Source organism: Kitasatospora sp. NPDC059973, assembly GCF_042737525.1.
Classification (GTDB): domain Bacteria; phylum Actinomycetota; class Actinomycetes; order Streptomycetales; family Streptomycetaceae; genus Kitasatospora.
Genome location: NZ_JBHWUI010000028.1, coordinates 1 through 24,539, shown reverse-complemented (window position 1 = coordinate 24,539; position 24,539 = coordinate 1). Strand labels below are relative to the sequence as shown.

The window sequence follows — 24,539 nt, the reverse complement described above, 5'->3', positions numbered from 1 at the left end:
TCCGGTCAGTCGTTGTCGACGCCCGGGCCGATGACCTTGATGCGGTCCTGCGCCGGCGCCTTCAGCGGCGCGGCCGCCGAGCTGTTGGCACCGAGGTAGGCGGCGAAGACGTCCAGGTCGGAGGCGCCGACCAGCTTGTCGGTGCCGGCCGCGAAGGCCGGGAAGCCGTCGCCGCCGCCGGCCAGGAACTCGTTGGCCGCGACGCGGTACTTGGCGGCCGGGTCGATCGCCGCACCGTTCAGCCGGATCGAGTCCACGAGCACCCGGTCCGCACCGGCCTTGCGCATGTCCAGCGTGTAGGTCAGGCCCTTGGAGGACTGCAGGACCTTCGGCGAGGCCGCGTTGGCACCGCTCACCTGCTGCTGGAGCAGCTGGACCAGCTGGGCGCCGGTCAGCGTCTTGACCTGCATCATGTTGGTGAACGGCTGGACGGTGAACGCCTCGCCGTAGGTCACCACGCCGTCGCCCTCGGCCCCACTCGCCTTGTAGACCAGGTCCGAGCGGATGCCGCCGGGGTTCATGAAGGCGAGCTGCGCGCCGCCCTTGTCGGCGGGCGCCAGGCCGGCCAGCTGGGCGTCGGCGATCACGTCACCGAGCGGCTTCTCCAGGTCGCTGTTGCCGCGGCCGTTGATGTCCGAGGCGATGTAGCCCAGCGGGCGGTTGGCGATCGGCGCGGCCAGCTTGGAGTAGTGGTCGATCAGCGCCGTCATGTCCGGGGCCTTCTCGACCGTGCGGCGCACGATGTGGTTCTCGGCCTTGACCGAGGGGCGCACGATGGTGCCCGTGGTCTTGTCGAGCTTCAGGTCGATCTCGGTGTAGAGCCGGCCGAACGAGGCGGCGCTGGTCACCGAGCGCGGCACGCCCTGCGGGTCGGGGATGGTGCAGGCGTAGGCGTTGTGGGTGTGACCGGTGACGATGGCGCCGATCGCCGGGTCCAGGTTCTTGGCGATGTCGACGATCGGGCCGGAGATGCCCTCGCCGGCGGCGCCGCAGTCGTAGTTGTAGGTGCTGCTGGCCGGCAGCCCGCCCTCGTGGATCAGGGCGACGATCGAGTTCACGCCCTGCTTCTTCAGCTCGGCCGCGTACTTGTTGATCGTGTCGACCTCGTCGCCGAACTTCAGGCCCTTGACGCCCTCGGCGGTGACGATGTTCGGCGTGCCCTCCAGGGTCGCGCCGATGAAGCCGACCTTGACGCCCTGCGACCTGGTCACCCAGTACGGGGCCAGGATCGGCTTGCCGGTCTTCTCGTTGGTGACGTTGGCGGCCAGGTAGTTGAAGTTGGCGCCCTTGAACTTGCGCCCCTCCTCGTAGCAGCCGTCCACCGGGTGGCAGCCGCCGTCCTGGAGGCGGATGAGCTCCTTGGAGCCCTCGTCGAACTCGTGGTTGCCGACCGCCGTGACGTCCAGGCCGAGCTTGTCCATCGCCTCGATGGTCGGCTCGTCGTGGAAGAGCGCCGAGGTCAGCGGGGAGGCTCCGACGATGTCACCGGCGGCGACGGTGATCGAGTCGTCCGCCGGGATCCGGGCCTGGCGCAGCGCGGTGGCCAGGTACTCGATGCCGCCGGCCGGGGTGCTGACCGGCTGACCGGTCGCCGGGTCGATCTCCCGGATGGTGCCGGACGAACCGGCCGGGGGCTCCAGGTTGCCGTGGAAATCGTTGATCGCCAGCAGCTGGAGGTTGACGGTCTTGTGACGCTTGGCGTCCGCGGCCTGGGCGGCGGTCGGCATGGCCACGGTGCCGACGAGGCCGGCCGCGGCGACGGCGGCCAGAACGGCACGTCGGGATCTGACGGTGAGCATGAAGGTCCCCTGCACCTTGAGAGAGCGCCCGGCGGTCGACATGCGTGGACGGGCGACGGGAGGCGTTGCGCCAGTGCAGCCTAGAGTCAACGCGCGTAGCTGTCAGGACCCTGGACGTAACGACAGGGTTACCTGCTGACGAACCGTCGCCGCACGGCGGGCCGCCGGACGGGCGCGCCGCAGCGGCCCGGAGCCGGACCGGACTGACGCGGCGGGGGCTCCGGCGCACGCCGGAGCGGGGTTCAGAGACCTGGTTCGGACGCCAACTGGCGCTCCGCACGGGTCCGCTCGGCGACCGTGTCCTCCGTCATCGCGCGGTCGGTGTAGACCAATGGCCGCTCGGCCTCGGTGATGATGTGCTTCACCACCTGGACGTTGCCGTTGACGTCCCAGACCGCGATGCCGGGCGAGAGTGTGGGGATGATCTCAACCGCCCAGCGCGGCAGACCCAGCACCCGGCCGGTGGCTCTCGCCTCCTCGGCCTTCTGCATGTAGATCGTCCGGGTGGAGGCCATCTTGAGGATCGCCGAGGCCTCCTTGGCGGCCGCGCCGTCCACCACGTCGGACAGGTGGTGCACCACCGCCACGAAGGAGAGACCGAGCCGGCGCCCGAACTTCAGCAGCCGCTGGAACAGCTGGGCGACGAAGGGGCTGTTGATGATGTGCCAGGCCTCTTCCACCAGGAAGATCCGCTTGCGCCGGTCCGGCCTGATCCAGGTGTGCTCCAGCCAGACGCCGACGATCGCCATCAGGATCGGCATCGCGATCGAGTTCCGGTCGATGTGCGACAGGTCGAACACGATCAGCGGCGCGTCCAGGTCGATGCCGTCGGTGGTCGGCCCGTCGAACATGCCGCGCAGGTCACCGTCGACCAGCCGGTCCAGCACCAGGGCCACGTCCAGACCCCAGGACTGCACCTCGTCCACCCCGACCCCGAGCGACTCCACCGAGGCCAGCTCGGGGCTGCGCAGGGTGTCGATGATGTCGTCCAGCACCGGCTGCCGGTCGGTCACCGAGGCGATCACATGGGCGTGCGCCGCCTTCAGCGCGAACCCCGCCCGCTCCTCCAGCCCGCGCCCCATCGCCACCTCGACGATGGTGCGCAGCAGCGACAGCTGGCCGGTCTGGGTGATCGCCGGGTCCAGCGGGTTGAGCTTCACCCCGCCGTCCCGGGCCGCCATCGGGTCGAGCCGGATCGACTTTATGCCCAGCGCGTTGGCGATCAGGTTCCACTCGCCGACGCCGTCCTCGCCCTGCGCGTCCAGCACCACCACCTGCCGGTCGCGGAACCGCAGCTGGCGCAGCACGTACGTCTTCTCCAGCGCGGACTTGCCGTTGCCCGACTCCCCGAGCACCAGCCAGTGCGGCGCCGGCAGCTGCTGCCCGTACAGCTGGAAGGGGTCGTAGACGTAGCCCTTGCCGCTGTACACCTCGCGGCCGATGATCACGCCGGAGTCACCCAGCCCCGGCGCGGCGGTGGGCAGGTAGACCGCCTGCGCCTGGCCGGTGGAGGTGCGCACCGGCAGCCGGGTGGTCTCCACCTTGCCGAACATCAGGCTGGTGAACGCGTCGGTGAGGTTGCCGATCGCCATGCGGGGCCTCCAGGTGGATCAGCGGCGGATGCCGGTGGCGAACGGCAGGGTGTTGACGAACGCCCGGTGGTGCTCGCGGTCGCACCACTCCAGCTTGAGGTAGCTCTTGCCGGCCGAGGCACGGATGGTCCGCTTGTCGCGGGCCAGCGCCTCCGGGTTGCGCGAGGAGACGGTGATGTAGCCGACCAGGTTCACCCCGGCCGCGCCGGACGCCAGGTCGTCACCGCGCTGGTCGACCCGGCCGGTGTGGGCCAGGTCGCGCGGGTCGACCGTCCGGTTCATCTTCGCGGCGCGGCTGGCCTCCGCCTCGTCGTTGGTCTTCTCGGTGAGCATCCGCTCGATCGCGACGTCGGTGGGCTCCAGGTCCATCGTCACCGCGACCGTCCGGATCACGTCCGGCGTGTGCACCAGCAGCGGCGCCAGGAAGTTGACGCCCACCGGGGTCAGCGGCCACTCCTTGATCCACGCGGTGGCGTGGCACCACGGCGCGCGGGTCGCCGACTCGCGGGTCTTCGCCTCCAGGTACTGCGGGTTCGTCGCGTCCAGCTCGGCCGGCCAGGCGTTGCGCCGGGACATCGCCTGGATGTGGTCGATCGGGTGGTCCGGGTCGTACATCGAGTGCAGCAGCGAGGAGAGCCGCGCCTGCCCGAGCGGCTGGCGCACCCGGATGTCGGCCTCCGCCAGCCGCGCGCAGATGTCCGTCAGCTCACGGGCCATCACCGCGGCCAGGCCCTCGTCGTCCCGGGCCCGCCGCCCGGTCGCCGTCCGGCCCATCGCGTGCGCCTCGGCGGCCAGGTCACGGGTGTAGTGCATGCAGGCCACCAGGTACGCCCGGTGCTGCTCGGAGGAGGTCGACACCATCGACTGCAGCTGGTCGTACGAGTCCTTCAGCCAGCCCGGCGCGTCGTGGTCACCGCGCCGCTCCACGTCCTTGGCGTGCGCGTCCGGGTCCGCCGGCAGCGTCCGGGCCAGGATCTGCAGCCGCGTCACGAAGCCGTCGCCGTTGGCGACGTGCTTCAGCAGCGTGCCGAACCGGTCGACCAGGGCCTCCTGGTCCTCCGAGTCGCGCAGGCCGACGCCCGGGCCCTCGATCTCGATCGCGGCCGTCACCGTCCGCCGCTCCAGGTGCATCAGCACCCCGACCTCGTCCGGCCCGAACGGCGCGGCCAGCCAGCGCAACCGCCCCACCCCGGGCGGCGGGCCGACCTCGACCTCCCGCCCGTCCATCCGGGTCCCGGCGTCCATCACGTCCGACTTCCACACCGCCCGGCCGCTGCGGACCGTCCGGCGGTAGGTGCGGTTGATCTCCACCCACTTGTAGAACGTCCGGCGCCGGTACGGCACGTAGACCGCCGCGATCGCCAGCAGGGGCAGACCGACCAGGCCCGCGATGCGCAGCGGCAGGATCGGCATCAGCAGACCCCAGAGCATGCCGAGGAACGCCCCGAAGATGATCAGGACGATCTCGCCGGACTCCCGGTTGCGGCCGATCGGCGCGTTCGGGCGGGCCTTGCCGATCAGGTAGGTGCGGCGCTGGTGCACGTACGGCTGGGCGTACTGGGCGCCGTACTGGCCGAGTGGTTCGCTGCTCACTTACCCGTCACCCTCCCTTCGCTGGATTGCTGTCGCGGGTCGAGGCCGAGGCCGGCGAGGCCTGCGGCGGCGGCGCGGGGGACCGCGTCGCGTGGGCGGCGATGCCCGGCGCGACCGAGCCGCCGCCCACCCCCGGGCTGCCGCCGCCCCCCTGCGCGCCGCGGTCGCCGTGCGTGCTGATGCCCTGCTTCACCAGGTTCGCCGTGCCGTTGATCATCGCCGACCCGGCCGACACCGCGCTGGCCCGGGCATGGCGCATGCTCATGATCTCGTCACCGAAGCCCGGCACGAAACGGTAGACGGAGGCGCTCGCGAAGATCGAGAGGAAGAGGATCGCCAGGCCGGACAGCACCCGGGCGAAGTCGTCGTTGGCCCCGGCGCCGGTGGCCACCGCGCCGGCCAGCCCGAGGATGATCACGATGATCGGCTTCGCCAGGTCCACCGCCAGCATCACCCCGGCCCAACGGCGCACGTGCTTCCAGAGCTGCTTGTCGACCAGCCCCGCGTACACCGCCGTCCCCAGCAGCGCGCCCACGTACAGCATCGCCGCCCGGATCAGCAGCTCGACCCAGAGCACCGCCGCCGCCAGCACGGCCACCAGCGACACGATGATCAGGATCAGCGGGCCGCCGCCCATGTCACCCTTCTCCAAGGTGTCCGCGAACCCGCCCAGGTACGTCCCGGTGTCGGACTTCGTCCCCACCGCGATCGCCGTGGTCAGCCCGTCCGTCGCGCTCACCACGGTGTACAGGATCAGCGGTGTGAACGCGGAGGCCACCACGGTCAGCCACAGGAAGCCGATCGCCTCCGAGATCGCCGTCGTCAGGGGCGCGCCGCGCACCGCCCGCTTCGTCACCGCCAGCAGCCAGAGCACCAGCGTGATGATCGTCGAGGCGGCGAACACCACCGCGTACTGCTGCAGGAACGACGCGTTGGTGAAGTCCACCTGCGTCGTCCCGTCGATGGCCCCCGACAGCTTCCGCACCACCCAGGACGCCGCCTGCGCACACCCCTTCGCGAGCGCCCCGAGCGGATCGGTGACACTCCCGACGGTCCCGGAGCCGGGGAGCGTACCGCTGCCGCCCGGCGCGCAGTAGACGTCGTTGCCGGGAAGCGGCACTCCCGGGCAGCTCGTATTGGTCGGGCCGGAGGTCGGCGAGGGGCTCGGCTCGGCGAAGGCCCGCCCGGCCGTCAGCACGACCGGGAGAACGCTTGCCACCGCACCTGCGGCCAGCCTGCCCAACCCACGGCGTACGGAACCCGGACCAGCGTCAGCGGGCATAGCGGAAGCCTCCGAACTGCTCGACGGCACCAGTGATCTCCTCGGCAGTCGCGGCCTGCTGGTCCGGCGGGACGGGTGCGGGGCCCGCCACCCGGCTGTAGTCGGTGAGCTTCCAGTCCGTACCGGTCCACCGCAGGCTGAGAGTCAGCGTGAACCATTCCTCCGAGACCGGACGGACCGAGCGCTCACCCGCCAGGCCGAACAGACCCGTGCACCAGACCTCGACCTTGACGCTCTCCGAGCTGTACCCACTGCTCTTGGTTCCGACCGGAACAGTCCGGCTGACGAAGGTCAACCCCTTGGGTGCGCGCCCCTGCGCGTCGACACCGAACCTGGCCGCGGTCTCGGGTGTGAACCCCTGGTCCAGGCGGGTCTGGAGGGCCGCGACGGCCGACGGGTCGGCGATGGTGGCCACGATGGTGTGGCGGCTGTCGGTGCGGAACATGTCGGCCGAGCCGATGGCGACCGCGTAGTTGGTGGCGGCCGACTGCGCGCCCTGGTCGGTGTGCGGGAAGCCGCCGGCGATCCCGTTGGTCGTGGTGCCGACGGGCTGGTCCCCGCTGGGCGCCGGCCCGGCGCCGGAGGCGGCCGTGGGGGCGACGCCGTCGGCCGAGCGGGCGGGCCCGGAGCCGGGGTCGGCCTTGCCGCGGTTGGCGATGGAGATCGCCACCACCAGCAGGGTCACGACCACCAGGACGGCCAGCAGGGTCCGCAGCGGCCGGGGCTGACGGGCGGTCGGCTGGGACGAGGGCTGTTCGCCGACCGGCAGCCGCGTACGGGTGTGCGGCTGGTCGTCGGACAACGGCACGGCGGCCCTCCTGGTGCTGGGAGCCGGGGAGGCTCCGGGGGCCCCTCCGCCCGTGGGCGGGCGCGGAGGGAGGGGTGGTGGGGTGGACTCCCGACGGGGGCTCCGACGGAACCGGCGGCCGGGCGGGCGGACAGCCGTGCCGCCCACGCGCGCCCGAACTGTCCGATCGTCAGATGGCCATGCCGTACACAATGGTGAACAGAGTGCCAAGTGATCCAATGATGAACACGCCGGTCAGCCCGGCGATGATCAGTCCCTTGCCCTGTTCGGCACCGAAGCTGTCCCGCATCGCGGTCGCACCGATCCGCTGCTTGGCCGCGCCCCAGACGGCCAGGCCGAGGCAGGCCAGGATCGCCACGGCCATGACGACCTCGACCATCACCCGGGCCTCCGACCCGAGACTCGCGAACGGGCCCCAGTCCGGCGCGATCCCGCCGATGATGGTGTCGATATTCGGCTTCTTAGGAGGGTCTTCGGCCAGGTGGCCGATCGCGAGTCTGTCCACGCTGCTCAGGTTCATTTCCATCTCACCGCCCGATCAGGCAAATTCAAGGGCCCAGACCCCGTCCGCGCGAAGGGTCGGTACCTATTCTTGGCCAGATCTGATGTCGACTTGGCTGCTTCTCGCGGATTGGTCGTGCGGCACCGGACACGTACGCGAGGATGTCCACCGTACGAAGGATAGCGCTCACTCTTTGTATCTCTGATGATTGCGGTGAGCAACGCCTTCCGGGACACTTCGACTGACGATTCGTCGGGATGGTGCTGATGGTACTCCGGAAGGCCGGTACGGCCGCCGCCGCTGCGGGAGTTGTAGCGGTCGGCTTCATCGGGCTGGTCACGGTTGCGACGTATGCGGCCAGTGGTGCGCCGCAGCAGTCGGCCAATCGCGCCGCGCTCTCCCCGGGCACCGTTCCGGCGGCCTACCAGGGGCCGATCCAGCAGTGGGGCTCGCTCTGCCCGGAGATCTCCCCGCCGATGCTCGCGGCGCAGCTGTACCAGGAAAGCGGCTTTGACCCCGGCGCCCGATCGCCCGTCGGCGCGCAGGGAATGGCGCAGTTCATGCCGGCCACTTGGGGAACATACGGCACGGACGGCAACAATGACGGCAAGAAGGATGTCTGGGACCCGCTGGACGCGATCGCCTCGGCCGCCACGTTCGACTGCGCACTCGCCGACGACGTCGCCAAGGTCCCGGGCGACCGCCAGGCCAACCTGCTGGCCGCCTACAACGCCGGTCCGTACGCGGTCACGAAGTACGGCGGGATCCCGCCGTACAAGGAGACCCAGGGCTATGTGAAGAACATCCAGGCCATGGCCCGCAGCTTCACCGCGCCGACCGCGCCGGTGGCCGTCTCCCAGCAGTCGGCCGGGGCGATCTACTTCGCCCAGACCAAGCTCGGTACCCCGTACCTGTGGGGCGGCGAGGGCCTGCCCTCGCAGAACGGGCGGTTCGACTGCTCCGGGCTGACCCAGGCGGCGTACGCGAGCGTGGGCATCACGCTCCCCCGGGTCGCCAACGACCAGTGGTACGCCGGGCAGCACCCCTCGCGCGACCAGCTCCGCCCGGGGGACCTGGTGTTCTGGGCGACCGACCTGGGCGACCCGCGCACCATCCACCACGTCGGCATCTACGTCGGCGGCGGTTACATGATCAACGCCCCGCACACCGGCGCGGTGATCCGCTACGACAAGATCGACAGCAAGGAGTACATCGGCGCCACCCGGGTCACCTCGGACGGCGCCGAGGCGCTGCCGGTCCGCAACACCGACGGCAGCATCACCGGCCCCAGCCGCCCGGGCACCCCGGACTCCCCGGCCCCGTCGACCCCCGCCGCCCCGGCCAACCAGGCCGCCCCCGCACCGCCGTCCGCCCCCGCACCGCCGTCCGCCCTCGGCGCGCCCGGCTCCGCGGCGACCCGCCGGACGGTCGCGGCCGGCCCCTCCCCGACAGGTGCAGGTCAAAACGCTGCAAAGAGCTGAACCCTCCGGGCCGCCGGGTGTGAGTGCGCTGTGGACGCTGAGTCAAGTTTCCATAACCGCGCGTTTCCGTGGAACGCTGTGCACCGGTTATGACGTTGTGTTCGTTGGCTCCACGTCAGCTCCCTGAACAGGGCGGGGACGGCGGGCCACGGCCGGATCGAACAGGTGCTGCGGAACCAGAAGGAGGTGCGGCGTGTCGACGCCGCTTGCCGACACGACCAACCCCGACCTCGGACTGCTCTACGCCGTCAACGGCCTGGCCAAGCGCTCCCCGCAGTGGTTGGACCACTCGGTCTCCTGGATCGGCGAGTACGGCATCCTGATCGGCCTGGCCCTGCTGGGGCTGGTCGGCTGGCTCCAGGCGCGACGCCGCCCGGACGCCCCGGTGGCCGTCGCCGGCCTGCTCTGGGCGCCGCTCGCGGTCGCCCTCGCCGAGCTGGCGAACCTGCCGATCGCCGCCATCGTCAACCGCCCGCGGCCGTTCGTCGACCACGCCGGGCTGGACGTGCTGGTGGAGGGCAAGGAGGGCACCCACTCCTTCGTGAGCGACCACTCGACGATGTCGATGGGCATCGCGGTCGCCCTGTTCCTGGTGAACCGGCGGCTGGGCTGGATCGCCGGCGGCCTCGCGCTGCTGCAGGGCTTCTGCCGGATGTACATGGGCGTCCACTACCCCACCGACGTGATCGGCGGCTTCGCGCTCGCCACCGCGGTGGTCCTGCTGCTGGCGCCGATCGCGATGGCCGTGCTGGTCCCGCTCTGCCACGCGCTGAGCCGCACCGCCGTCGCCCCGCTGATCCGGGCACCGCAGTCCGGCAACCGCCCGCGCGGCGGCCGACGGGGGCGGGCGGGCGGCACCGTGACGTCCGGCGAGCAGCCGCCGGAGTCCGACCTCGCGGCCTAGCGGCGGGGCCGCCGAGGCCGACGGGGCCGCGTCCGGCCGGCGCCAGACCGTCGTCCGGCCGGCTCTAGACCGTCGTCCGGCCGGCGCCGGTCCCGGCCAGGTGGTCGGCGGCCTCGCGTCTGGTCAGGTCCCGGGAACGGCGGGCCGGTGAGAACCAGCCGCAGGCGCAGGTCGCGAAGCAGAAGGAACCGCGCTCGCTGATCTCGACGCGGTGCTCGGGCATCCGGGCGGTGCCGGGCTCGGCCGGCAGCTCACTGTGCACGTGCTTCACGGTAACGCGCCCGGGACCCGGCGCGCGACGCCCGCCGTGCGCCGGGTGCCGCGTAACCCTTCGATGCCCAACTCGTTTGCCCGGAAAGAGCTCTGCCCACCCGGTGGTGGTGGCCGGCGGGGCAGTCGGGGCCCGAGGGGGTTGTCGCGAGGATGAAGATGACCGACCAGCAGCGCAGCGGCCGGCGGCACGGTCGCCCACTGCCCCACCTGCGCTCGGCGGCCGGCGCCGCCGTGCTCGCCGCCGCGCTCGCCGGGCTGGCCGGCTGCTCGGGCGCCACCGCCGCCTCCGGCGGCTCGGCCGACCAGAAGGCGGGCGCCGACCGGCTCTCCGCCGACCCGGTGACGGCCGTCCGCAGCGCCGCCGACATCACCGGCCGGACGGGCTCCGCGCACACCGCGACCGAACTGGTCACCGAGTCGGCCGAGAAGAAGGCCGTCTTCACCGGCACCGGCGGCTACGACTACGTGAAGCGGATCGGGCGGCTGGAGGTCGCGGTGCCACCCGGCGCGGCGACCACCGGGAAGATCGTCGAGGTGGTCCTGCCGGGCACCGTCTACCTGCAGAACAGCGGCGCCAAGGTGCCCGAGGGCAAGTGGGTCAAGCTCGACGTGCGCCAGCTGCCGGACGGCAACCTGGTCAGCAGCGGCGCCACCGAACCGGCCTCCGCCGCGGGTGCGCTGCGCGGGGCGCAGAAGGCGGACCTGGTCGGCACCGAGACCGTCGACGGGGTCCCGCTGAAGCACTACCGGGGCACCCTGGACCTCGCCAAGGCCGCGGACGCGACCGGCGGCCGGGGCGGGGACGGCCTGCGGATGGGCTCCCAGACCTTCACGGTCAAGGACGTCCCGTACGACGCCTGGCTGGACGAGCAGGGGCGGCTGCACAAGGTGGTCGAGATCTTCACCTTCGCCGGCGTGGCCGGGTCCAAGGAGGCGAAGGACCAGGTGAAGGTGACGTCGACCACCACGCTGTCGGACTTCGGCAAGCCGGTGGAGGCGGCCGAGCCGCCCGCCGCCGACATCTACGCGATGAAGCCCACGGAAAGCCCGAAGTAGCCGGCGGCGGGGACGCCGCCGGAACGGGTGGGCCACCCCGGGCAGCGCGGCCCACCCGTTTCGGCGGCGCCGAGATGGCCCGTCCGTGCCATGTGGACGGGCTGCGAAGTGCCTAGGCTGGACATCGGGTGGCTGCCGCCCGGGCTGGCGAGGCGCTGAAGGGGTGGTGCAGGTGGTGTCGTCCACGGGCGGCCGCAGCGGCGGCCACGAGGACGCGGCCCTCGACGAGATCGACCTGGCCGGCGAGCTGATGATCGCCGCCACGGCCAGCGACGGCGACCGGCTCCCGCCGGAGCGGATCGACGAGGTGCTGCTGCTGGACCGGCCCGACGGCGCCGCGGCCGCCGACCGGCCGCCGGAGGCGGGGCACCGGACGCCCCAGGAGCGGGCGCCCGGCCGCGCCGGCCGCCGCCCCGGAGCCGGGCCCGCGGCGGGCCCGGGAACCGGCCGCCAGGGCAGCTCCTAGGCGCCCGGCCGAGGGCCTAGCTGCGCAGCAGCCGGCCGATCGCGGCGGTGGCCTCCGCCACCTTGGCGTCCAGCTCGGCGCCGCCCTCCTCGGCGGCCGCGGCGACGCAGTGCCGCAGGTGCTCCTCCAGCAGGGACAGCGCGAAGGACTGCAGGGCCTTGGTACCGGCCGACACCTGGGTCAGCACGTCGATGCAGTAGACGTCCTCGTCGACCATCCGCTGGAGGCCGCGGATCTGCCCCTCGATCCGGCGCAGGCGCTTGAGGTGGGCGTCCTTCTGGGCGCTGTACCCGTGCGGCCCGTGTCCGCCGTGCCCACCGTGCTGTGCGGGCGCCTCCGGAGCGGCCGGCCCGGCGGCGCCGTGCGGCTCGCCCCCCGGCGCCTGGTCCGGGTCGGTGCGCGCTTCCGTCGTGGTCATCGGCCCGCCTTCGTCTGGATGCCTGGGTGGCTGCGTCGGCCTCCAGTGTCCAACACCGGGGCCGGTCGTGGTGTTCCTCCGGCGCGGTCGACGGCCCGGAGCGGCCCCGGAGCGGCCCCAGAGCGGCGCCGGACGGGCTCCGGGCGGGGTCCGGCCGGGCTCCGGGGCCGGCCCGGAGGGTGGTTCCCCCGTCCGGGCCACACCCCGCTGTTCCGCGCGCACGACAGGGGCAAACCGCGCGAGGTTCCGTCAGACTGGGGGCTCACGTCCGCACATGGGTGTGCGGGCCGGGTGCACCACTACGGCGACCAAACGGAAGCGGAGGATCCGCCTCCCCTCGCACCACCCCGTTTGCGCAATTGCGCTTGGTTGCACCTAGCATCGTTCAGTCCCTACCCCGCACATCGGAGATTTCCGTGCGTTTTAGCCTGACCCCGAAGGAGACGAGTTTCTACGACATGTTCGCCGCGGCAGCGGAGAACCTCGTCGTGGGATCGAAGCTCCTGCTGGAACTGCTGGGATCAGACGTGTCGGCCCGCGCGGAGATCGTCGAGCGCATGCGCGCCGCCGAGCACGCCGGGGACGACACCACCCATGCGGTCTTCCACCAGCTGAACTCGTCGTTCATCACGCCCTTCGACCGCGAGGACATCTACAGCCTCGCCTCGTCGCTGGACGACATCATGGACTTCATGGAGGAGGCCGTCGACCTGGTCGTCCTCTACGACATCCAGACCCTGCCCAAGGGCATCGAACAGCAGATCGAGGTGCTGGCGCGCGCCGCCGAGCTCACCGCCGAGGCGATGCCGAACCTGCGCACCATGTCCAACCTCACCGAGTACTGGATCGAGGTCAACCGGCTGGAGAACCAGGCCGACCAGATCCACCGCAAGCTGCTCGCCCACCTGTTCTCCGGCCAGTACGACGCCATCGAGGTGCTCAAGCTCAAGCAGGTCGTGGACGTCCTTGAGGAGGCGGCGGACGCGTTCGAGCACGTCGCCAACACGGTGGAGACCATCGCCGTCAAGGAGTCCTGACCCTCGTGGACCTGGCTGCACTCATCGCCGTCCTCGGCGTTGCGTTCTTCTTCACCTACACCAACGGCTTCCACGACTCCGCGAACGCCATCGCCACCTCGGTCTCCACCCGGGCCCTCACCCCGCGGGCCGCACTCGCGATGGCCGCGGTGATGAACCTGGCCGGCGCCTTCCTCGGCAGCGGCGTGGCGCACACCGTCTCCAAGGGCATCATCGCCACCCCGACCGGCAACCAGGGCATGGCGATCCTGTTCGCCGCCCTCGTCGGCGCGATCGCCTGGAACCTGGTCACCTGGTACTTCGGCCTGCCGTCCTCCTCCTCCCACGCGCTGTTCGGCGGCATGGTCGGGGCGGCCCTGGCCGGCGGCACCGAGGTGATCTGGAGCGGCGTCCTCGACAAGATCGTCATCCCGATGATCGTCTCGCCGATCGTCGGCCTGGTCGGCGGCTACCTGGTCATGCTGGCGATCCTGTGGATCTTCCGGCGGGCCAACCCGCACCGCGCCAAGCGCAACTTCCGGGTCGCGCAGACCGCGTCGGCCGCCGCCATGGCCCTCGCGCACGGTCTGCAGGACGCCCAGAAGACCATGGGCATCGTGGTCATGGCGCTCACCATCTCGGGCCACCACGACAGCAGTGACATCCCGGTCTGGGTGAAGATCTCCTGCGCCACGATGCTCTCGCTGGGCACCTACGCGGGCGGCTGGCGGATCATGCGGACCCTCGGCCGCAAGATCATCGAGCTGGACCCGCCGCAGGGCTTCGCCGCCGAGGCCACCGCCTCGACGGTCATGTACATCACCTCGTTCGTCTTCAAGGCGCCGATCTCTACCACCCACGTGATCACCTCGGCGATCATGGGCGTGGGCGCCACCAAGCGGATCCGCGCGGTCCGCTGGGGCGTCGCGAAGAACATCGTGCTCGGCTGGTTCATCACGATGCCGGCCGCCGCGATCGTCGCGGCGCTGATGTACTGGTTCGTCCACCTGTTCTGGGGCTGACCCCCCGGGCCGGGCAGGACGCGCCGGCGGACATGGCAAGGGCCCGCCCCCACGTCTCGGGGGCGGGCCCTTCCTCATACTTCGCGGCGGCACCGCCATGCAGCACCACGAAGCAGCTCTGGCTCCGGGCGGTCTAGCCGAAGCGGCCGGAGATGTAGTCCTCGGTCGCCTGCACGGACGGGTTGGAGAAGATCCGCTGGGTGTCGTCCAGCTCGATCAGCTTGCCCGGCTGGCCGACCCCGGCGAGGTTGAAGAAGGCGGTGCGGTCGCTGACGCGGGCCGCCTGCTGCATGTTGTGCGTCACGATCACGATCGTGAACTGGGACTTCAGCTCGCCGATCAGGTCCTCGATGGCGAGGGTGGAGATCGGGTCGAGCGCCGAGCAGGGCTCGTCCATCAGCAGGACCTGCGGCTCGACCGCGATGGCGCGGGCGATGCAGAGGCGCTGCTGCTGACCGCCGGAGAGGCCGGCACCCGGCTTGTTCAGCCGGTCCTTGACCTCGTTCCACAGGTTGGCGCCCTTGAGGGACTTCTCCACCACGCCGTCCAGGACGGACTTCTTGCGGACGCCCGCGAGCTTCAGCCCGGCGATCACGTTGTCGTAGATCGACATCGTCGGGAACGGGTTCGGCCGCTGGAAGACCATGCCGACCGCCCGGCGGACGGCGACCGGGTCGACGTGCGAGCCATAGAGGTTCTCGTCGTCCAGGAGCACCTTGCCCTCGACACGGGCGCCGGGGATCACCTCGTGCATCCGGTTGAGGGTCCGCAGGAAGGTGGACTTGCCGCAGCCCGAGGGGCCGATGAAGGCCGTCACCGAGCGGGGCTCGATGCTCATCGAGATGTCCTCGATGGCCTTGGTGGTGCCGTAGAAGGCGGACAGTCCGCTGACGTCGATGCGCTTGGCCATGATCGTTACTTCTCTCGCCCGCGGCCGGGGGCCGCTAATGAATTCTGGGTCGTACGTCAGTCGGGCGCTCAGCGTCCGCCCTTGGGCGAACGCCAGCGTGCGATGCCCCGGGCGATGAGGTTGAGCCCCATCACGAAGGCGATCAGCACCAGCGCCGCGCCCCAGGCACGGGCGTAGCCGTAGTCGTTGTTCACCACCGCGTACTGCTGCCAGATGTACATCGGCAGCGACTGCTGCGGCCCGTTGAACGGGTCACTGTTGATGAAGTCCGCGCCGAAGACCAGCATCATCACCGGGGCGGTCTCGCCCGTGATGCGGGCGACCGCGAGCATCAGACCGGTGGTGATGCCGCCGATCGCGGTGGGGAGGACGATCCGCAGGATGGTCTTCCACTTCGGCACGCCGAGGGCGTACGACGCCTCGCGCAGCTCGTTCGGGACGAGCTTCAGCATCTCCTCGGTGGAACGGACCACGACCGGCATCATCAGGATCGCCAGCGCGAGGGAGCCCGAGAAGCCCGAGTAGGAGAAGCCGAGGGCGATGTTCCACAGGGACAGGATGAACAGACCGGCGACGATCGACGGGACACCCGTCATGACGTCGACGAAGAAGGTGACCGCCTTGGCGAGCCGGCCCCGGCCGTACTCGACCAGGTAGACGGCGGTCAGCAGACCGATCGGCGCGGCCATCGCGGTGGCCAGCAGGACCTGCTCGATGGTGCCGATCAGCGCGTGGTAGATGCCGCCGCCGGGGCCCGAGTAGCGGACGCCCTTCATCGAGTGCGTCAGGAAGTTGCCGTTCACCACCTCCGCGCCCTGCTGGACGGTGTAGATGGTGAGCGCGGCCAGCGGCACCACGGCCAGGATGAAGGCGACCCAGACCACCGAGGTGGCGAAGCGGTCCTTGGCCTGGCGGCGGCCCTCGACCCGGGCGGCGAGCCCGTAGCTGATCCCCAGGAACAGCAGCGCCGAGATGAGGCCCCACTGCAGGTGGCTCTCCAGCCCGCCGACCGCGCCGATCCCGCAGCCGAGCGCGATCGAGCCGGCGGCGACGGCGGCCGGGGTCCACCTGGGCAGGCGGTTGGAGGTCAGCGGGCGGCCGACCGGGCGGGTGTCCGCCGGAACGGACGTGGTCGCGGCGCTCATGCGTTGGCCCCCGAGTACTCCTTGCGGCGGGCGACGATCAGCCGCGCGGCACCGTTCACCACGAGGGTGATCACGAACAGGACGAGGCCGGAGGCCATCAGCGCGTCCCGGCCGAAGGGCTGGGCCTCGGCGAACTTCAGCGCGATGTTCTGCGCGAAGGTGCCACCGCCCGGGTCGAGTAGGTGGAGCGAGAGGACGTTGTTGGAGGAGAGCACCACCGCGACCGCGATGGTCTCGCCGAGCGCACGGCCGAGGCCGAGCATCGAGGCCGAGATGATGCCGGGGCGGCCGAACGGCAGCACCGCGGTGCGGATCATCTCCCAGCGGGTCGCGCCGAGCGCGAGCGCCGCCTCCTCGTGCATCCGCGGCACCTGCCGGAAGACCTCCCGGGTCACCGCGGTGATGATCGGCAGGATCATGATGGCCAGCAGGATGCCCACGGTGAACAGCGTGCGCGGCACGGTGCCGACCCGGGACTGGTCGAAGACGTACGTCCAGCCGAGGTACTCGTCCAGCCAGCTGGTCAGCCCGTAGAGGTGCGGCACCAGGAAGAGCGCACCCCAGAGGCCGTAGATGATGCTGGGCACGGCGGCCAGCAGGTCCACCAGGTAGGCGAACGGCTGGGCGATCCGGCGCGGCGCGTAGTGCGAGATGAACAGCGCGATCCCGATGGCCACCGGGACGGCGATCGCCATCGCGAGCGCCGCGCTGATGATGGTGCCGAACGCCAGGACGGCGATGCCGAAGACGGGCTTCGCGGCGTCCGGCGTCCACTCGAAGGTGGTGAGGAAGTTGCCCTCGTTCTTGCTCAGCGCGATGCCCGCGCGCCAGGTCAGGAAGCCTGCGATGGCGGCCATGATGACCAGCAGCAGGATGCCCGACCCACGGGCGGCGTTCATGAAGATCTTGTCGCCGAGCCGGCTGTCACGCTTGCGGCGTTCCCTGCCTCGCGGGGCGGCAGGGGAGGATGAAGTCATGTGGTCTACTCCGGTCTGGTGGTGCTGCCCCGAGGGGGCGGCACCCTGGCGGCGGTGCCCCGGACGTGCTCATGGCGAAGTCGTGCTGTCCGGCGGAGCGGCCCCGGCCCCCTCGTCCACGGGGCCGCTCCACCGGAGGTCGGGCTGGATCAGGCCAGGGTCGGGATGACCGCGTTGACCTTGTCCGTCAGCTCCTTCGGGAGCGCGACGTAGCCGGTGTCGCCGACCGCCTTCTGACCGGCGTCGCTGGCGGCGTAGGTCAGGAACGCCTTCAGCGCGTCGAGGGTGTCGGCCTTGTTGCCCTTGTCGCAGACGATCTCGTAGGTGACCAGGACGATCGGGTAGGAACCCTCCTCCTTGGTGCCGTAGTCGAGGGTCAGCGCCAGGTCGCTGCCGGTGCCCGCGATCTTCGCCTTGGCGAAGGTGGTGGCGGCGTTGGCGGCGGTGGCCTCGACCGGCTTGGAGGCGCCGGTGGCGATCGCGGCGCTCTTCAGGTTGTTGCTCTGCGCGTAGGACAGCTCGGCGTAGCTGATCGAGTTCTTGACCTGCTTCACCTGGGCCGCGACACCGGCGGAGCCGTTCGCGCCCTGGCCGCCCTTGCCGGCCCAGGCCTTGGCGGCCGGGTAGCTCCAGGCGCCGTTGGAGACCTTGGCGAAGTACTTGGTCAGGTTCTCGTTGGTGCCCGAGTCGTCCGTGCGGTGGACGGCCTGGATGTCGGCGTCCGGCAGCTTGGCGCCCGGGTTCAGCGCGGCGATCGCCGGGTCGTTCCACTTGGTGATCTGCGAGTCGAAGATCTTGGCGGTGGTCGCGCCGTCCAGGACCAGGTTGTCGACGCCGTCCACGTTGTAGACGATCGAGATCAGACCCGCGACGAGCGGCAGGTTGATGCCCTGGCCGCCGGTGCAGACCTTCTTGCTGTCCTCGACCTCGGCCGGCTTCAGCGGCGAGTCGGAACCGGCGAACTGGATCTTGCCCTGGTTGAACTGCTGGACACCCGCGCCCGAGCCGCCGCCGCCGTAGTTGATGCTGGAGCCGGAGCACGCGGCGCCGAAGTTGTTCTTCCAGACGTCGATCGCGTTGCCCTGCGCGGTGGAACCCGCGGAGATCAGGGCGGCGGGCTTGCTGCCACAGGCGATCGCGGGAGCCGAGGCGGAGCCGCTGCCGCCGGACGCGTTGGTGTTGTTCTCGTCCGAACCGCAGGCGGCGAGCGACAGCGAGCTGACGAGCGCCATGGCACCGATGGCGAGGGCCTTGGAGCGGCCGTTCCGCTGGAGCTTCACAGGGGTGTCCCTTTCTGTGGCATTGCCCGGCACGCGGACCGTACGAGGACGGCGGGGCGCGGGTTTTGCTGTGGTCCGGGGCCCGTGCGGCCCTCCGGTAACCCCGAAGTTAAGCCGGGTAAGTGACACGTCAGCCGGTCGGAAGTGAACGGGGAGTGAACCTCGGACGGATGACAGGAAACTACGTCAGGTAGTAACGGTTGCGTCACGAGCAGGGCGCGGGAAGATCACTGCCGACGTTCCGTCACCGGTCCGGCCAGGAGGGCGGGCCCGGCTACGAGGACCGGACCGGCCGCGCGCCGAGCATCCCGAGCAGCGCGTCCACCAGCACCCGGTCGCGCTCGTGGGTCAGCCTGGCCCTGGCCTTCCCCGCCGGCAGCCACTCCAGCCGGTCCACCTCCCGGTTCGGCCGGAACTCCCCGGCCGCCGGCACCGCCGCCCAGTACCGGACCTCCTTCGGCCGCCCCTGCGCCAGGTAGTGCTGCGTCGGCAGCTCGTCCCCCAGCACGCAGGAGAACCCGGTCTCCTCGCGCACCTCGCGCAGCGCCGCCTCGACCACGCCCTCCCCCGGGTCGAGCTTGCCCTTCGGCAGGCTCCAGTCGTCGTACTTGGGGCGGTGGATCAGCGCGATCCGCGGCCGCCCGAGCCGGCCGCTCTTCTTCGGGCGCCCCGGCAGCCAGAGCACCGCGCCGGCGGCCAGCACCACCGGCCCCCGCCCGGGCCGCGGGCTGCTGATGGTCGAGCCGTGGGCCCGCTCGGTGCTCAGGCGGTCGTGCACGTCATGCCGTCCGGGGTGCGGGGGTGTACCCCCAGCCCTCGGCAGGGGGGATCTCCAGCCAGCCGTCCAGGCCCGGCGGGAGTTCGGGCCACCGGCGGCCGAAGGCGTACCGTGCCGCCTCCACCTCCAGTCGTTGATCAGCATGCACCACGCCGAGCACGTAGGCGGTCGCGGGTGTGATCCTCGGCGTCCGCGCCGCCGTGGCCGCGGTGACCGCCGCGTCGGCCGCCTCCTGGTGCCGGCGCAGCACCTCGTCCAGCGCGTCCAGCTCGGCGGCCGGAAGGCCGCACACCTCCAGCGCGTAGCGGGCCCGCTTCACCAGGATCCGCACCCGGTGCCACGGCGCGTCGTCCGCCGCCAGCGCCGCGTCGGCGTCCATCGCGCCCCGGGCCGCCGGCACCGCGCCGAGCCGGCGCAGACCGTCCCCGCCGTACGGGGTGGCCGCCCGCCGCAGCGGCAGCTGCTGGGCGCTCGCCGTCAGCGCGCCGAACGCCGTCGCCGCCTGCGGCAGCAGCACCGCGCCGGCCCGGCCGTCCGCCGTCTCCAGCAGCGGCGCCTCGGCGACCAGCAGCGTCATCCGGTCCGCCAGCGCGTGCAGCCGCGCCGACCGGAGCTCCTGCAGCACGGTCGAGTGCGCCCTGGTCCGGGCCAGCGTCAGCTGGCGGTCGAGCAGCGCCCGCGCCTTCGGCGCCCCGGCGTGGCCGGCCAGCATGCCGGGACCGTCCGCCTCGCTGCCGGTCAGCGCGTCCAGCGCGCCCAGCAGCCGGGCCGACCGGCGGACGTACCCCGGCTCCAGCGCCAGCAGGTTCAGCAGCCAGCGCAGCTCGGTGCGCGACTCCTGCGCCCAGGCCTGGTCGAAGGACCCGCCGAAGGTGTGCAGCAGCCCGCCGATCCGCCGTACCGCCCGCAGCAGTCCGGCCGTACCGGTGGACGGGACGACGGCCGCCCCCGGTCTGGCGCCGACCTCGCCCACGGCCATCGGCAGGGCCCGCAGGAACGCCCCGGCCTGGGCCGTGAGATGGCTGGAGAGGATGTCCCCGGCGGTCGCGGTGGAGGCCGTCTGGGCCGTCATCGGCGCATCGGTCATGACTAGGTAGATCCCCGTTCCCCCGGAGCCGTCCCCCGGGGCTGGTGGCCGACCGCCGCAGCGGATCCCGACGCTGGGCGGCCCGTGTCGGCGGCTCGCCCCGGTGGGTCGCTCCATGGGTCGTGGCGGCGGCTCGCGGTCAGCGGGCGGTGGCGGCGCGGCGGCGCTGGCGCGAGTCGATGAGCAGGTCCTGGACGTGTCGCAGCGGCTTGCCCTCGGCGTCCTGGGCGTGCCGGGTCCAGGCGCCGTCCGGCCCGAGGTGCCAGGACTCGGTCTCGTCCGACACCCCCAGGTCGATCAGCCCGGACAGCTCGGCCCGGTGCGCCGGGTCGGTGATCCGCATCAGCGCCTCGATCCGGCGGTCCAGGTTGCGGTGCATCATGTCGGCGCTGCCGATCCACACCTCCGGGTCCCCGTTGTTGCCGAAGACGAAGATCCGCGAGTGCTCCAGGAACCGCCCGAGGACGCTGCGCACCCGGATGTTCTCGCTCAGCCCCGGCACACCCGGGCGGATCGCGCAGATCCCGCGCACCCAGACGTCCACCGGCACCCCGGCCTGGGAGGCCCGGTAGAGCGCGTCGATCACGGCCTCGTCGACGATCGAGTTGACCTTGATCTTCACGAACGCCGGACGGCCGGCCCGGTGATGGGCGATCTCGTTGTGGATCCGGGAGATCAGTCCGTCCCGCAGGCCGCGCGGCGCGGTCAGCAGCCGCCGGTAGGACTCGCGGCGCGAGTAGCCGGAGAGCCGGTTGAAGAGGTCCGAGAGGTCCGCGCCGACCTGCGGGTCCGAGGTCAGCAGCCCGATGTCCTCGTACAGCCGGGCCGTCTTCGGGTGGTAGTTGCCGGTGCCGACGTGCGAGTAGCGGCGCAGGGTGTCGCCCTCCTGGCGGACCACCAGGGACAGCTTGCAGTGCGTCTTCAGCCCGACCAGGCCGTAGACCACGTGGCAGCCGGACTCCTCCAGCTTGCGGGCCCACTTGATGTTGGCCTGCTCGTCGAAGCGCGCCTTGATCTCGACCAGCACCAGCACCTGCTTGCCCGACTCGGCGGCGTCGATCAGCGCGTCCACGATCGGCGAGTCACCGGAGGTCCGGTACAGCGTCTGCTTGATCGCCAGCACGTCCGGGTCGCCCGCGGCCTGCTCCAGGAAGGCCTGCACCGAGGTCGAGAAGCTGTCGTACGGGTGGTGCAGCAGGACCTCCCGCTCGCGCATCGCGGCGAAGATGTCCGGCTGCGAGGCCGACTCGACGTCGGTCAGACCGCGCGCCGTGCCCGCGACGAACTTCGGGTACTTCAGCTCGGGGCGGTCCAGGTCGGCGATGCCGAACAGACCGGTGAGGTCGAGCGGACCGGGCAGCGGGAAGACCTCCGCCTCGGTGATGTTCAGCTCCCGCACCAGCAGGTCCAGGATGTAGGGGTCGATCGACTCCTCGACCTCCAGGCGCACCGGCGGGCCGAAGCGCCGCCGCATGAGCTCCTTCTCCAGGGCCTTGAGGATGTTCTCGGTGTCGTCCTCCTCGACCTCCAGGTCCTCGTTCCTGGTGACCCGGAAGGCGTGGTGCGCGAGCACCTCCATCCCTGGGAAGAGCTCCTCCAGGTGGGCGCCCATGACGTCCTCCAGCGGCACGTAGCGCTGGGGGGAGGCCTCCAGGAAGCGGGCCAGGGACTGCGGCACCTTCACCCGGGCGAAGTGCTTGTGCCCGGAGACCGGGTTGCGCACCACCACGGCGAGGTTGAGGGAGAGTCCCGATATGTAGGGGAACGGGTGGGCCGGGTCCACCGCCAGCGGGGTGAGCACCGGGAAGATCTTCTGCCGGAACAGGGTGTGCAGGCGGGCCTGCTCCTTCTCGGCCAGCTCGGGCCAGCGGACCAGCTCGATGCCCTCGCTCGCGAGGTCCGGCAGGACCTCCTGCTGGCAGGCGGCGGCGTGCCGCGCCATCAGCTCGCGCGAACGGGTCCAGATGAGGTCCAGCACCTCGCGCGGCTGGAGGCCGGAGGCACTGCGCTGGGCCACCCCGGTGGCGATCCGGCGCTTCAGGCCGGCCACCCGGACCATGAAGAACTCGTCCAGGTTGCTCGCGAAGATCGCGAGGAACTTGGCCCGCTCCAGCAGCGGGATCTGCGGATCCTCCGCCAGTTCCAGCACCCGCTCGTTGAACGCGAGCCAGCTGCGCTCGCGGTCCAGGAAACGGCCCTGGGGCAGTTCGTCGAACAACTCGTCATCCGCGGCCGGAAGCTCCGGCGGTATCCCCAGCGCACTGGACATCCGGGCCGGAGGGGACAGCGGGGCAGAGACAGGGCGGGGGATGCTCATGGGCTCCAGCTCCTCCAGCAGGACGGCGTCCGGACGGGAAAGGCTCTGCGGGCCGTCGTCCTCGCCCAGCGCCAACGCCCACCCGCCCGGCGCGGTCAACACGGGACCGGCCGGCAGGCGTCGCCGACGCTGCACGAGCGAGACACTACGGACTTCATCCTGTGATCTTCGCGGCAGCAATTGAATCCACGGTAAACACCGCATGGCCAGGAGGAAAGCTGAATCGGTCGGAGCCGGGGCTTGGCGGCCCACCCGTTGCTTCGGCCCCGACTGTCCGCTATGCCGTCCCGGCGCCGCGCCGGACCGTGGTTCCGTGCCTGCCGATAGGTACCCGCGCGCGATCAACCCTACTGCGATCGGGTGGCGGCCCGGTCGCGGTACGACACCGGCGCGCGGGGTCGCTCGGCCGGTCTCGTTCGGCCGGTCTCATTCGGCCGCTGCGGGCCCGCGGTACTGGACGCGGTACATCAGGTCGACCTCGTGGACGGTGAACCCCAGTCGTTCGTAGACGCGCACGGCGGCCGGGTTGTCCGCATCCACGTAGAGCAGGACCGTCTCCAGCCCTCGCTCGCCCGGTCCGCCGCCGGTCAGGTGACGCAGGCCGGCCGCGGTCAGCGCCCGGCCGAGGCCGCTGCCCTGCTCCGCCGGGTCCACGCCGACCACGTACACCTCGCCGAGGGCCGGCTCGGTGGCGGTCGCCGGGTGCACCTTGGTCCAGTGGAAGCCGACCGCCCGGCCGCCGCGGGTCGCGAGGAAGAAGCCGGCCGGATCGAACCACGGCTCGGCCAGCCGGTCCGCGAGGTCCTGCTCGGTCCAGGAGCCCTGCTCCGGGTGGTGCGCGAAGGCCAGCGCGTTCAGCCGCAGCCACTCGGCGTCGTCCTCGCCGGGGCGGAAGGTTCGCAGCTCGATGCCGTCCGGGAGGGCGACCGCCTCGGTCTGCGGGCCGGTGCGGCGCATCTGCCGCAGCTCGCGGACCAGCTCGGCGCCGTACTTCCCGGCCAGGTGGCGGGCCGCCGGGTGCCCGCCGTGCACCCAGACGTCGACGTGGTCGCGGCCGGCCCGATGCGCCTCGGTCAGTACCGCGTCCAGCAGCGGGCGGCCGAAGCCGCGGCCCCTGGCGGCCGGCGCCACCACGAGCTCGGCCGACGGGTTGGCCCCGGCCGGGTCGCCCTGGGGGAGTTCCAGCTGCGCGTAGCCGACGACGTCGTCCACCGGCTGTGCCGGATCTGCTGCCCGCTGGACGAAGTGGACGACTCCCGGGCGGGCCGCGTCCGAGGAGCGGAGCCGCAGACGCCCCTGCTCGGAGACCGCGGCGCGGCCGTCCACCGCCTGGGCCTCCGTCAGCACGCGCAGCGCACCGTCGCGCGCCTCCGGCCGGAGCGCCTCGCGAGCGACGACCGCCCCCTCGCCGGTCGCCGGCGTTCCCTCGTAGACCCGTTCCTGCTGCGCGTCCTGATCGTCCATGCTCTGACGATACGTCAAGGAAAACGCAAAGAACCCCCCGATCCGTAAGGATCGGGGGGTTCTTTGGAATGATTGTTCGGCGGCGTCCTACTCTCCCACAGGGTCCCCCCTGCAGTACCATCGGCGCTGTGAGGCTTAGCTTCCGGGTTCGGAATGTAACCGGGCGTTTCCCTCACGCTATGACCACCGAAACACTATGAAACTGTCAACCGCACCCACGACAGGCCATGTCATGGGGGTCGTTGTTTCAGAACAACACAGTGGACGCGAGCAACTGAGGACAAGCCCTCGGCCTATTAGTACCGGTCAACTCCACCCCTTACGAGGCTTCCATATCCGGCCTATCAACCCAGTCGTCTACTGGGAGCC

22 protein-coding genes and 2 rRNA genes are annotated in these 24,539 nt (G+C 71.4%); 6 read left to right on the top strand and 18 right to left on the bottom strand.

From position 1 onward, the window contains the following. Positions 1–5: 5 nt before the first annotated feature. From ACFWA9_RS10710 to ACFWA9_RS10685, 6 genes are all read right to left on the bottom strand, one after another. Positions 6–1,799 (bottom strand): bifunctional metallophosphatase/5'-nucleotidase, encoded by a 1,794-nt coding sequence (locus ACFWA9_RS10710; protein WP_380385463.1) that lies wholly within the window; start codon positions 1,797–1,799, stop codon positions 6–8. Positions 1,800–2,041: 242 nt separating this feature from the next. Further along, complete coding sequence (locus ACFWA9_RS10705) at positions 2,042–3,391, bottom strand: ATP-binding protein (protein WP_329489094.1); 1,350 nt, start codon at positions 3,389–3,391, stop codon at positions 2,042–2,044. A gap of 18 nt (positions 3,392–3,409) precedes the next feature. Further along, positions 3,410–4,984: an SCO6880 family protein gene (locus ACFWA9_RS10700; RefSeq protein ID WP_329489093.1), complete on the bottom strand. Its 1,575-nt coding sequence runs from the start codon at positions 4,982–4,984 to the stop codon at positions 3,410–3,412. Between the two features lie 7 nt (positions 4,985–4,991). Beyond that, positions 4,992–6,266, bottom strand: coding sequence for a hypothetical protein (locus ACFWA9_RS10695; protein WP_380385460.1), 1,275 nt, complete (start codon positions 6,264–6,266; stop codon positions 4,992–4,994). Next, positions 6,256–7,074, bottom strand: coding sequence for a hypothetical protein (locus tag ACFWA9_RS10690; RefSeq protein WP_329489091.1), 819 nt, complete (start codon positions 7,072–7,074; stop codon positions 6,256–6,258). The genes ACFWA9_RS10695 and ACFWA9_RS10690 overlap by 11 nt, the downstream gene beginning before the upstream one ends. A gap of 169 nt (positions 7,075–7,243) precedes the next feature. Beyond that, entirely contained in the window at positions 7,244–7,594 is a 351-nt protein-coding gene (locus ACFWA9_RS10685) for a hypothetical protein (protein WP_329489090.1), read from the bottom strand. 248 nt (positions 7,595–7,842) lie between these two features. Here ACFWA9_RS10685 and ACFWA9_RS10680 point away from each other — a divergent pair, with 248 nt between their 5' ends. Then, positions 7,843–9,057 (top strand): NlpC/P60 family protein, encoded by a 1,215-nt coding sequence (locus ACFWA9_RS10680; protein WP_380385527.1) that lies wholly within the window; start codon positions 7,843–7,845, stop codon positions 9,055–9,057. A gap of 193 nt (positions 9,058–9,250) precedes the next feature. Continuing rightward, positions 9,251–9,961, top strand: coding sequence for a phosphatase PAP2 family protein (locus tag ACFWA9_RS10675; protein ID WP_380385456.1), 711 nt, complete (start codon positions 9,251–9,253; stop codon positions 9,959–9,961). A 64-nt stretch (positions 9,962–10,025) separates the two neighbouring features. On the opposite strand, the gene ACFWA9_RS10670 is transcribed toward ACFWA9_RS10675, so the two are convergent. Then, positions 10,026–10,223, bottom strand: coding sequence for a hypothetical protein (locus ACFWA9_RS10670; protein WP_380385454.1), 198 nt, complete (start codon positions 10,221–10,223; stop codon positions 10,026–10,028). 167 nt (positions 10,224–10,390) lie between these two features. On the opposite strand from ACFWA9_RS10670, the gene ACFWA9_RS10665 reads away from it, so the two are divergent. Together ACFWA9_RS10665 and ACFWA9_RS10660 are read left to right on the top strand one after the other, a co-directional pair. Next, positions 10,391–11,290: a hypothetical protein gene (locus ACFWA9_RS10665; protein WP_380385451.1), complete on the top strand. Its 900-nt coding sequence runs from the start codon at positions 10,391–10,393 to the stop codon at positions 11,288–11,290. 172 nt (positions 11,291–11,462) lie between these two features. Then, the gene (locus tag ACFWA9_RS10660) at positions 11,463–11,756 is read left to right on the top strand and encodes a hypothetical protein (RefSeq protein ID WP_380385448.1); all 294 of its coding nucleotides are present in this window, start codon (positions 11,463–11,465) and stop codon (positions 11,754–11,756) included. Between the two features lie 16 nt (positions 11,757–11,772). Here ACFWA9_RS10660 and ACFWA9_RS10655 read toward each other — a convergent pair whose 3' ends face one another. Further along, positions 11,773–12,174 carry a metal-sensitive transcriptional regulator gene (locus tag ACFWA9_RS10655; RefSeq protein WP_352293701.1) on the bottom strand — a complete coding sequence of 134 codons (402 nt, stop codon included), beginning with the start codon at positions 12,172–12,174 and terminating at the stop codon, positions 11,773–11,775. A gap of 416 nt (positions 12,175–12,590) precedes the next feature. On the opposite strand from ACFWA9_RS10655, the gene ACFWA9_RS10650 reads away from it, so the two are divergent. Both ACFWA9_RS10650 and ACFWA9_RS10645 read left to right on the top strand, forming a co-directional pair. Then, entirely contained in the window at positions 12,591–13,211 is a 621-nt protein-coding gene (locus ACFWA9_RS10650; RefSeq protein WP_329489086.1) for a DUF47 family protein, read from the top strand. A gap of 5 nt (positions 13,212–13,216) precedes the next feature. Beyond that, positions 13,217–14,212: an inorganic phosphate transporter gene (locus ACFWA9_RS10645; RefSeq protein WP_352293704.1), complete on the top strand. Its 996-nt coding sequence runs from the start codon at positions 13,217–13,219 to the stop codon at positions 14,210–14,212. Between the two features lie 133 nt (positions 14,213–14,345). On the opposite strand, the gene pstB is transcribed toward ACFWA9_RS10645, so the two are convergent. The 10 genes from pstB to ACFWA9_RS10595 all read right to left on the bottom strand — a co-directional run. Beyond that, positions 14,346–15,122 carry a phosphate ABC transporter ATP-binding protein PstB gene (gene pstB, locus ACFWA9_RS10640; RefSeq protein ID WP_329489084.1) on the bottom strand — a complete coding sequence of 259 codons (777 nt, stop codon included), beginning with the start codon at positions 15,120–15,122 and terminating at the stop codon, positions 14,346–14,348. Between the two features lie 68 nt (positions 15,123–15,190). Next, positions 15,191–16,267: a phosphate ABC transporter permease PstA gene (pstA, locus tag ACFWA9_RS10635; protein ID WP_329489083.1), complete on the bottom strand. Its 1,077-nt coding sequence runs from the start codon at positions 16,265–16,267 to the stop codon at positions 15,191–15,193. Next, positions 16,264–17,244, bottom strand: coding sequence for a phosphate ABC transporter permease subunit PstC (pstC, locus tag ACFWA9_RS10630; RefSeq protein ID WP_329489082.1), 981 nt, complete (start codon positions 17,242–17,244; stop codon positions 16,264–16,266). Before pstC ends, pstA begins: the two co-directional genes overlap by 4 nt. Positions 17,245–17,393: 149 nt before the next feature. Further along, the gene (gene pstS, locus ACFWA9_RS10625; protein ID WP_329489081.1) at positions 17,394–18,524 is read right to left on the bottom strand and encodes a phosphate ABC transporter substrate-binding protein PstS; all 1,131 of its coding nucleotides are present in this window, start codon (positions 18,522–18,524) and stop codon (positions 17,394–17,396) included. A 274-nt stretch (positions 18,525–18,798) separates the two neighbouring features. Continuing rightward, positions 18,799–19,260: an NUDIX hydrolase gene (locus tag ACFWA9_RS10620; RefSeq protein ID WP_380385525.1), complete on the bottom strand. Its 462-nt coding sequence runs from the start codon at positions 19,258–19,260 to the stop codon at positions 18,799–18,801. 43 nt (positions 19,261–19,303) lie between these two features. Next, positions 19,304–20,389 (bottom strand): CHAD domain-containing protein, encoded by a 1,086-nt coding sequence (locus ACFWA9_RS10615; RefSeq protein WP_359803857.1) that lies wholly within the window; start codon positions 20,387–20,389, stop codon positions 19,304–19,306. Between the two features lie 139 nt (positions 20,390–20,528). Next, positions 20,529–22,706: an RNA degradosome polyphosphate kinase gene (locus ACFWA9_RS10610; protein WP_359803871.1), complete on the bottom strand. Its 2,178-nt coding sequence runs from the start codon at positions 22,704–22,706 to the stop codon at positions 20,529–20,531. Positions 22,707–23,132: 426 nt separating this feature from the next. Continuing rightward, a complete protein-coding gene (gene mshD, locus ACFWA9_RS10605) occupies positions 23,133–24,170 on the bottom strand; it encodes a mycothiol synthase (RefSeq protein ID WP_380385441.1) in 1,038 nt (345 codons plus the stop codon). 74 nt (positions 24,171–24,244) lie between these two features. Next, positions 24,245–24,361 (bottom strand): 5S ribosomal RNA (gene rrf, locus ACFWA9_RS10600). A gap of 85 nt (positions 24,362–24,446) precedes the next feature. Continuing rightward, a 23S ribosomal RNA gene (locus ACFWA9_RS10595) occupies positions 24,447–24,539 on the bottom strand; the annotation flags it as partial.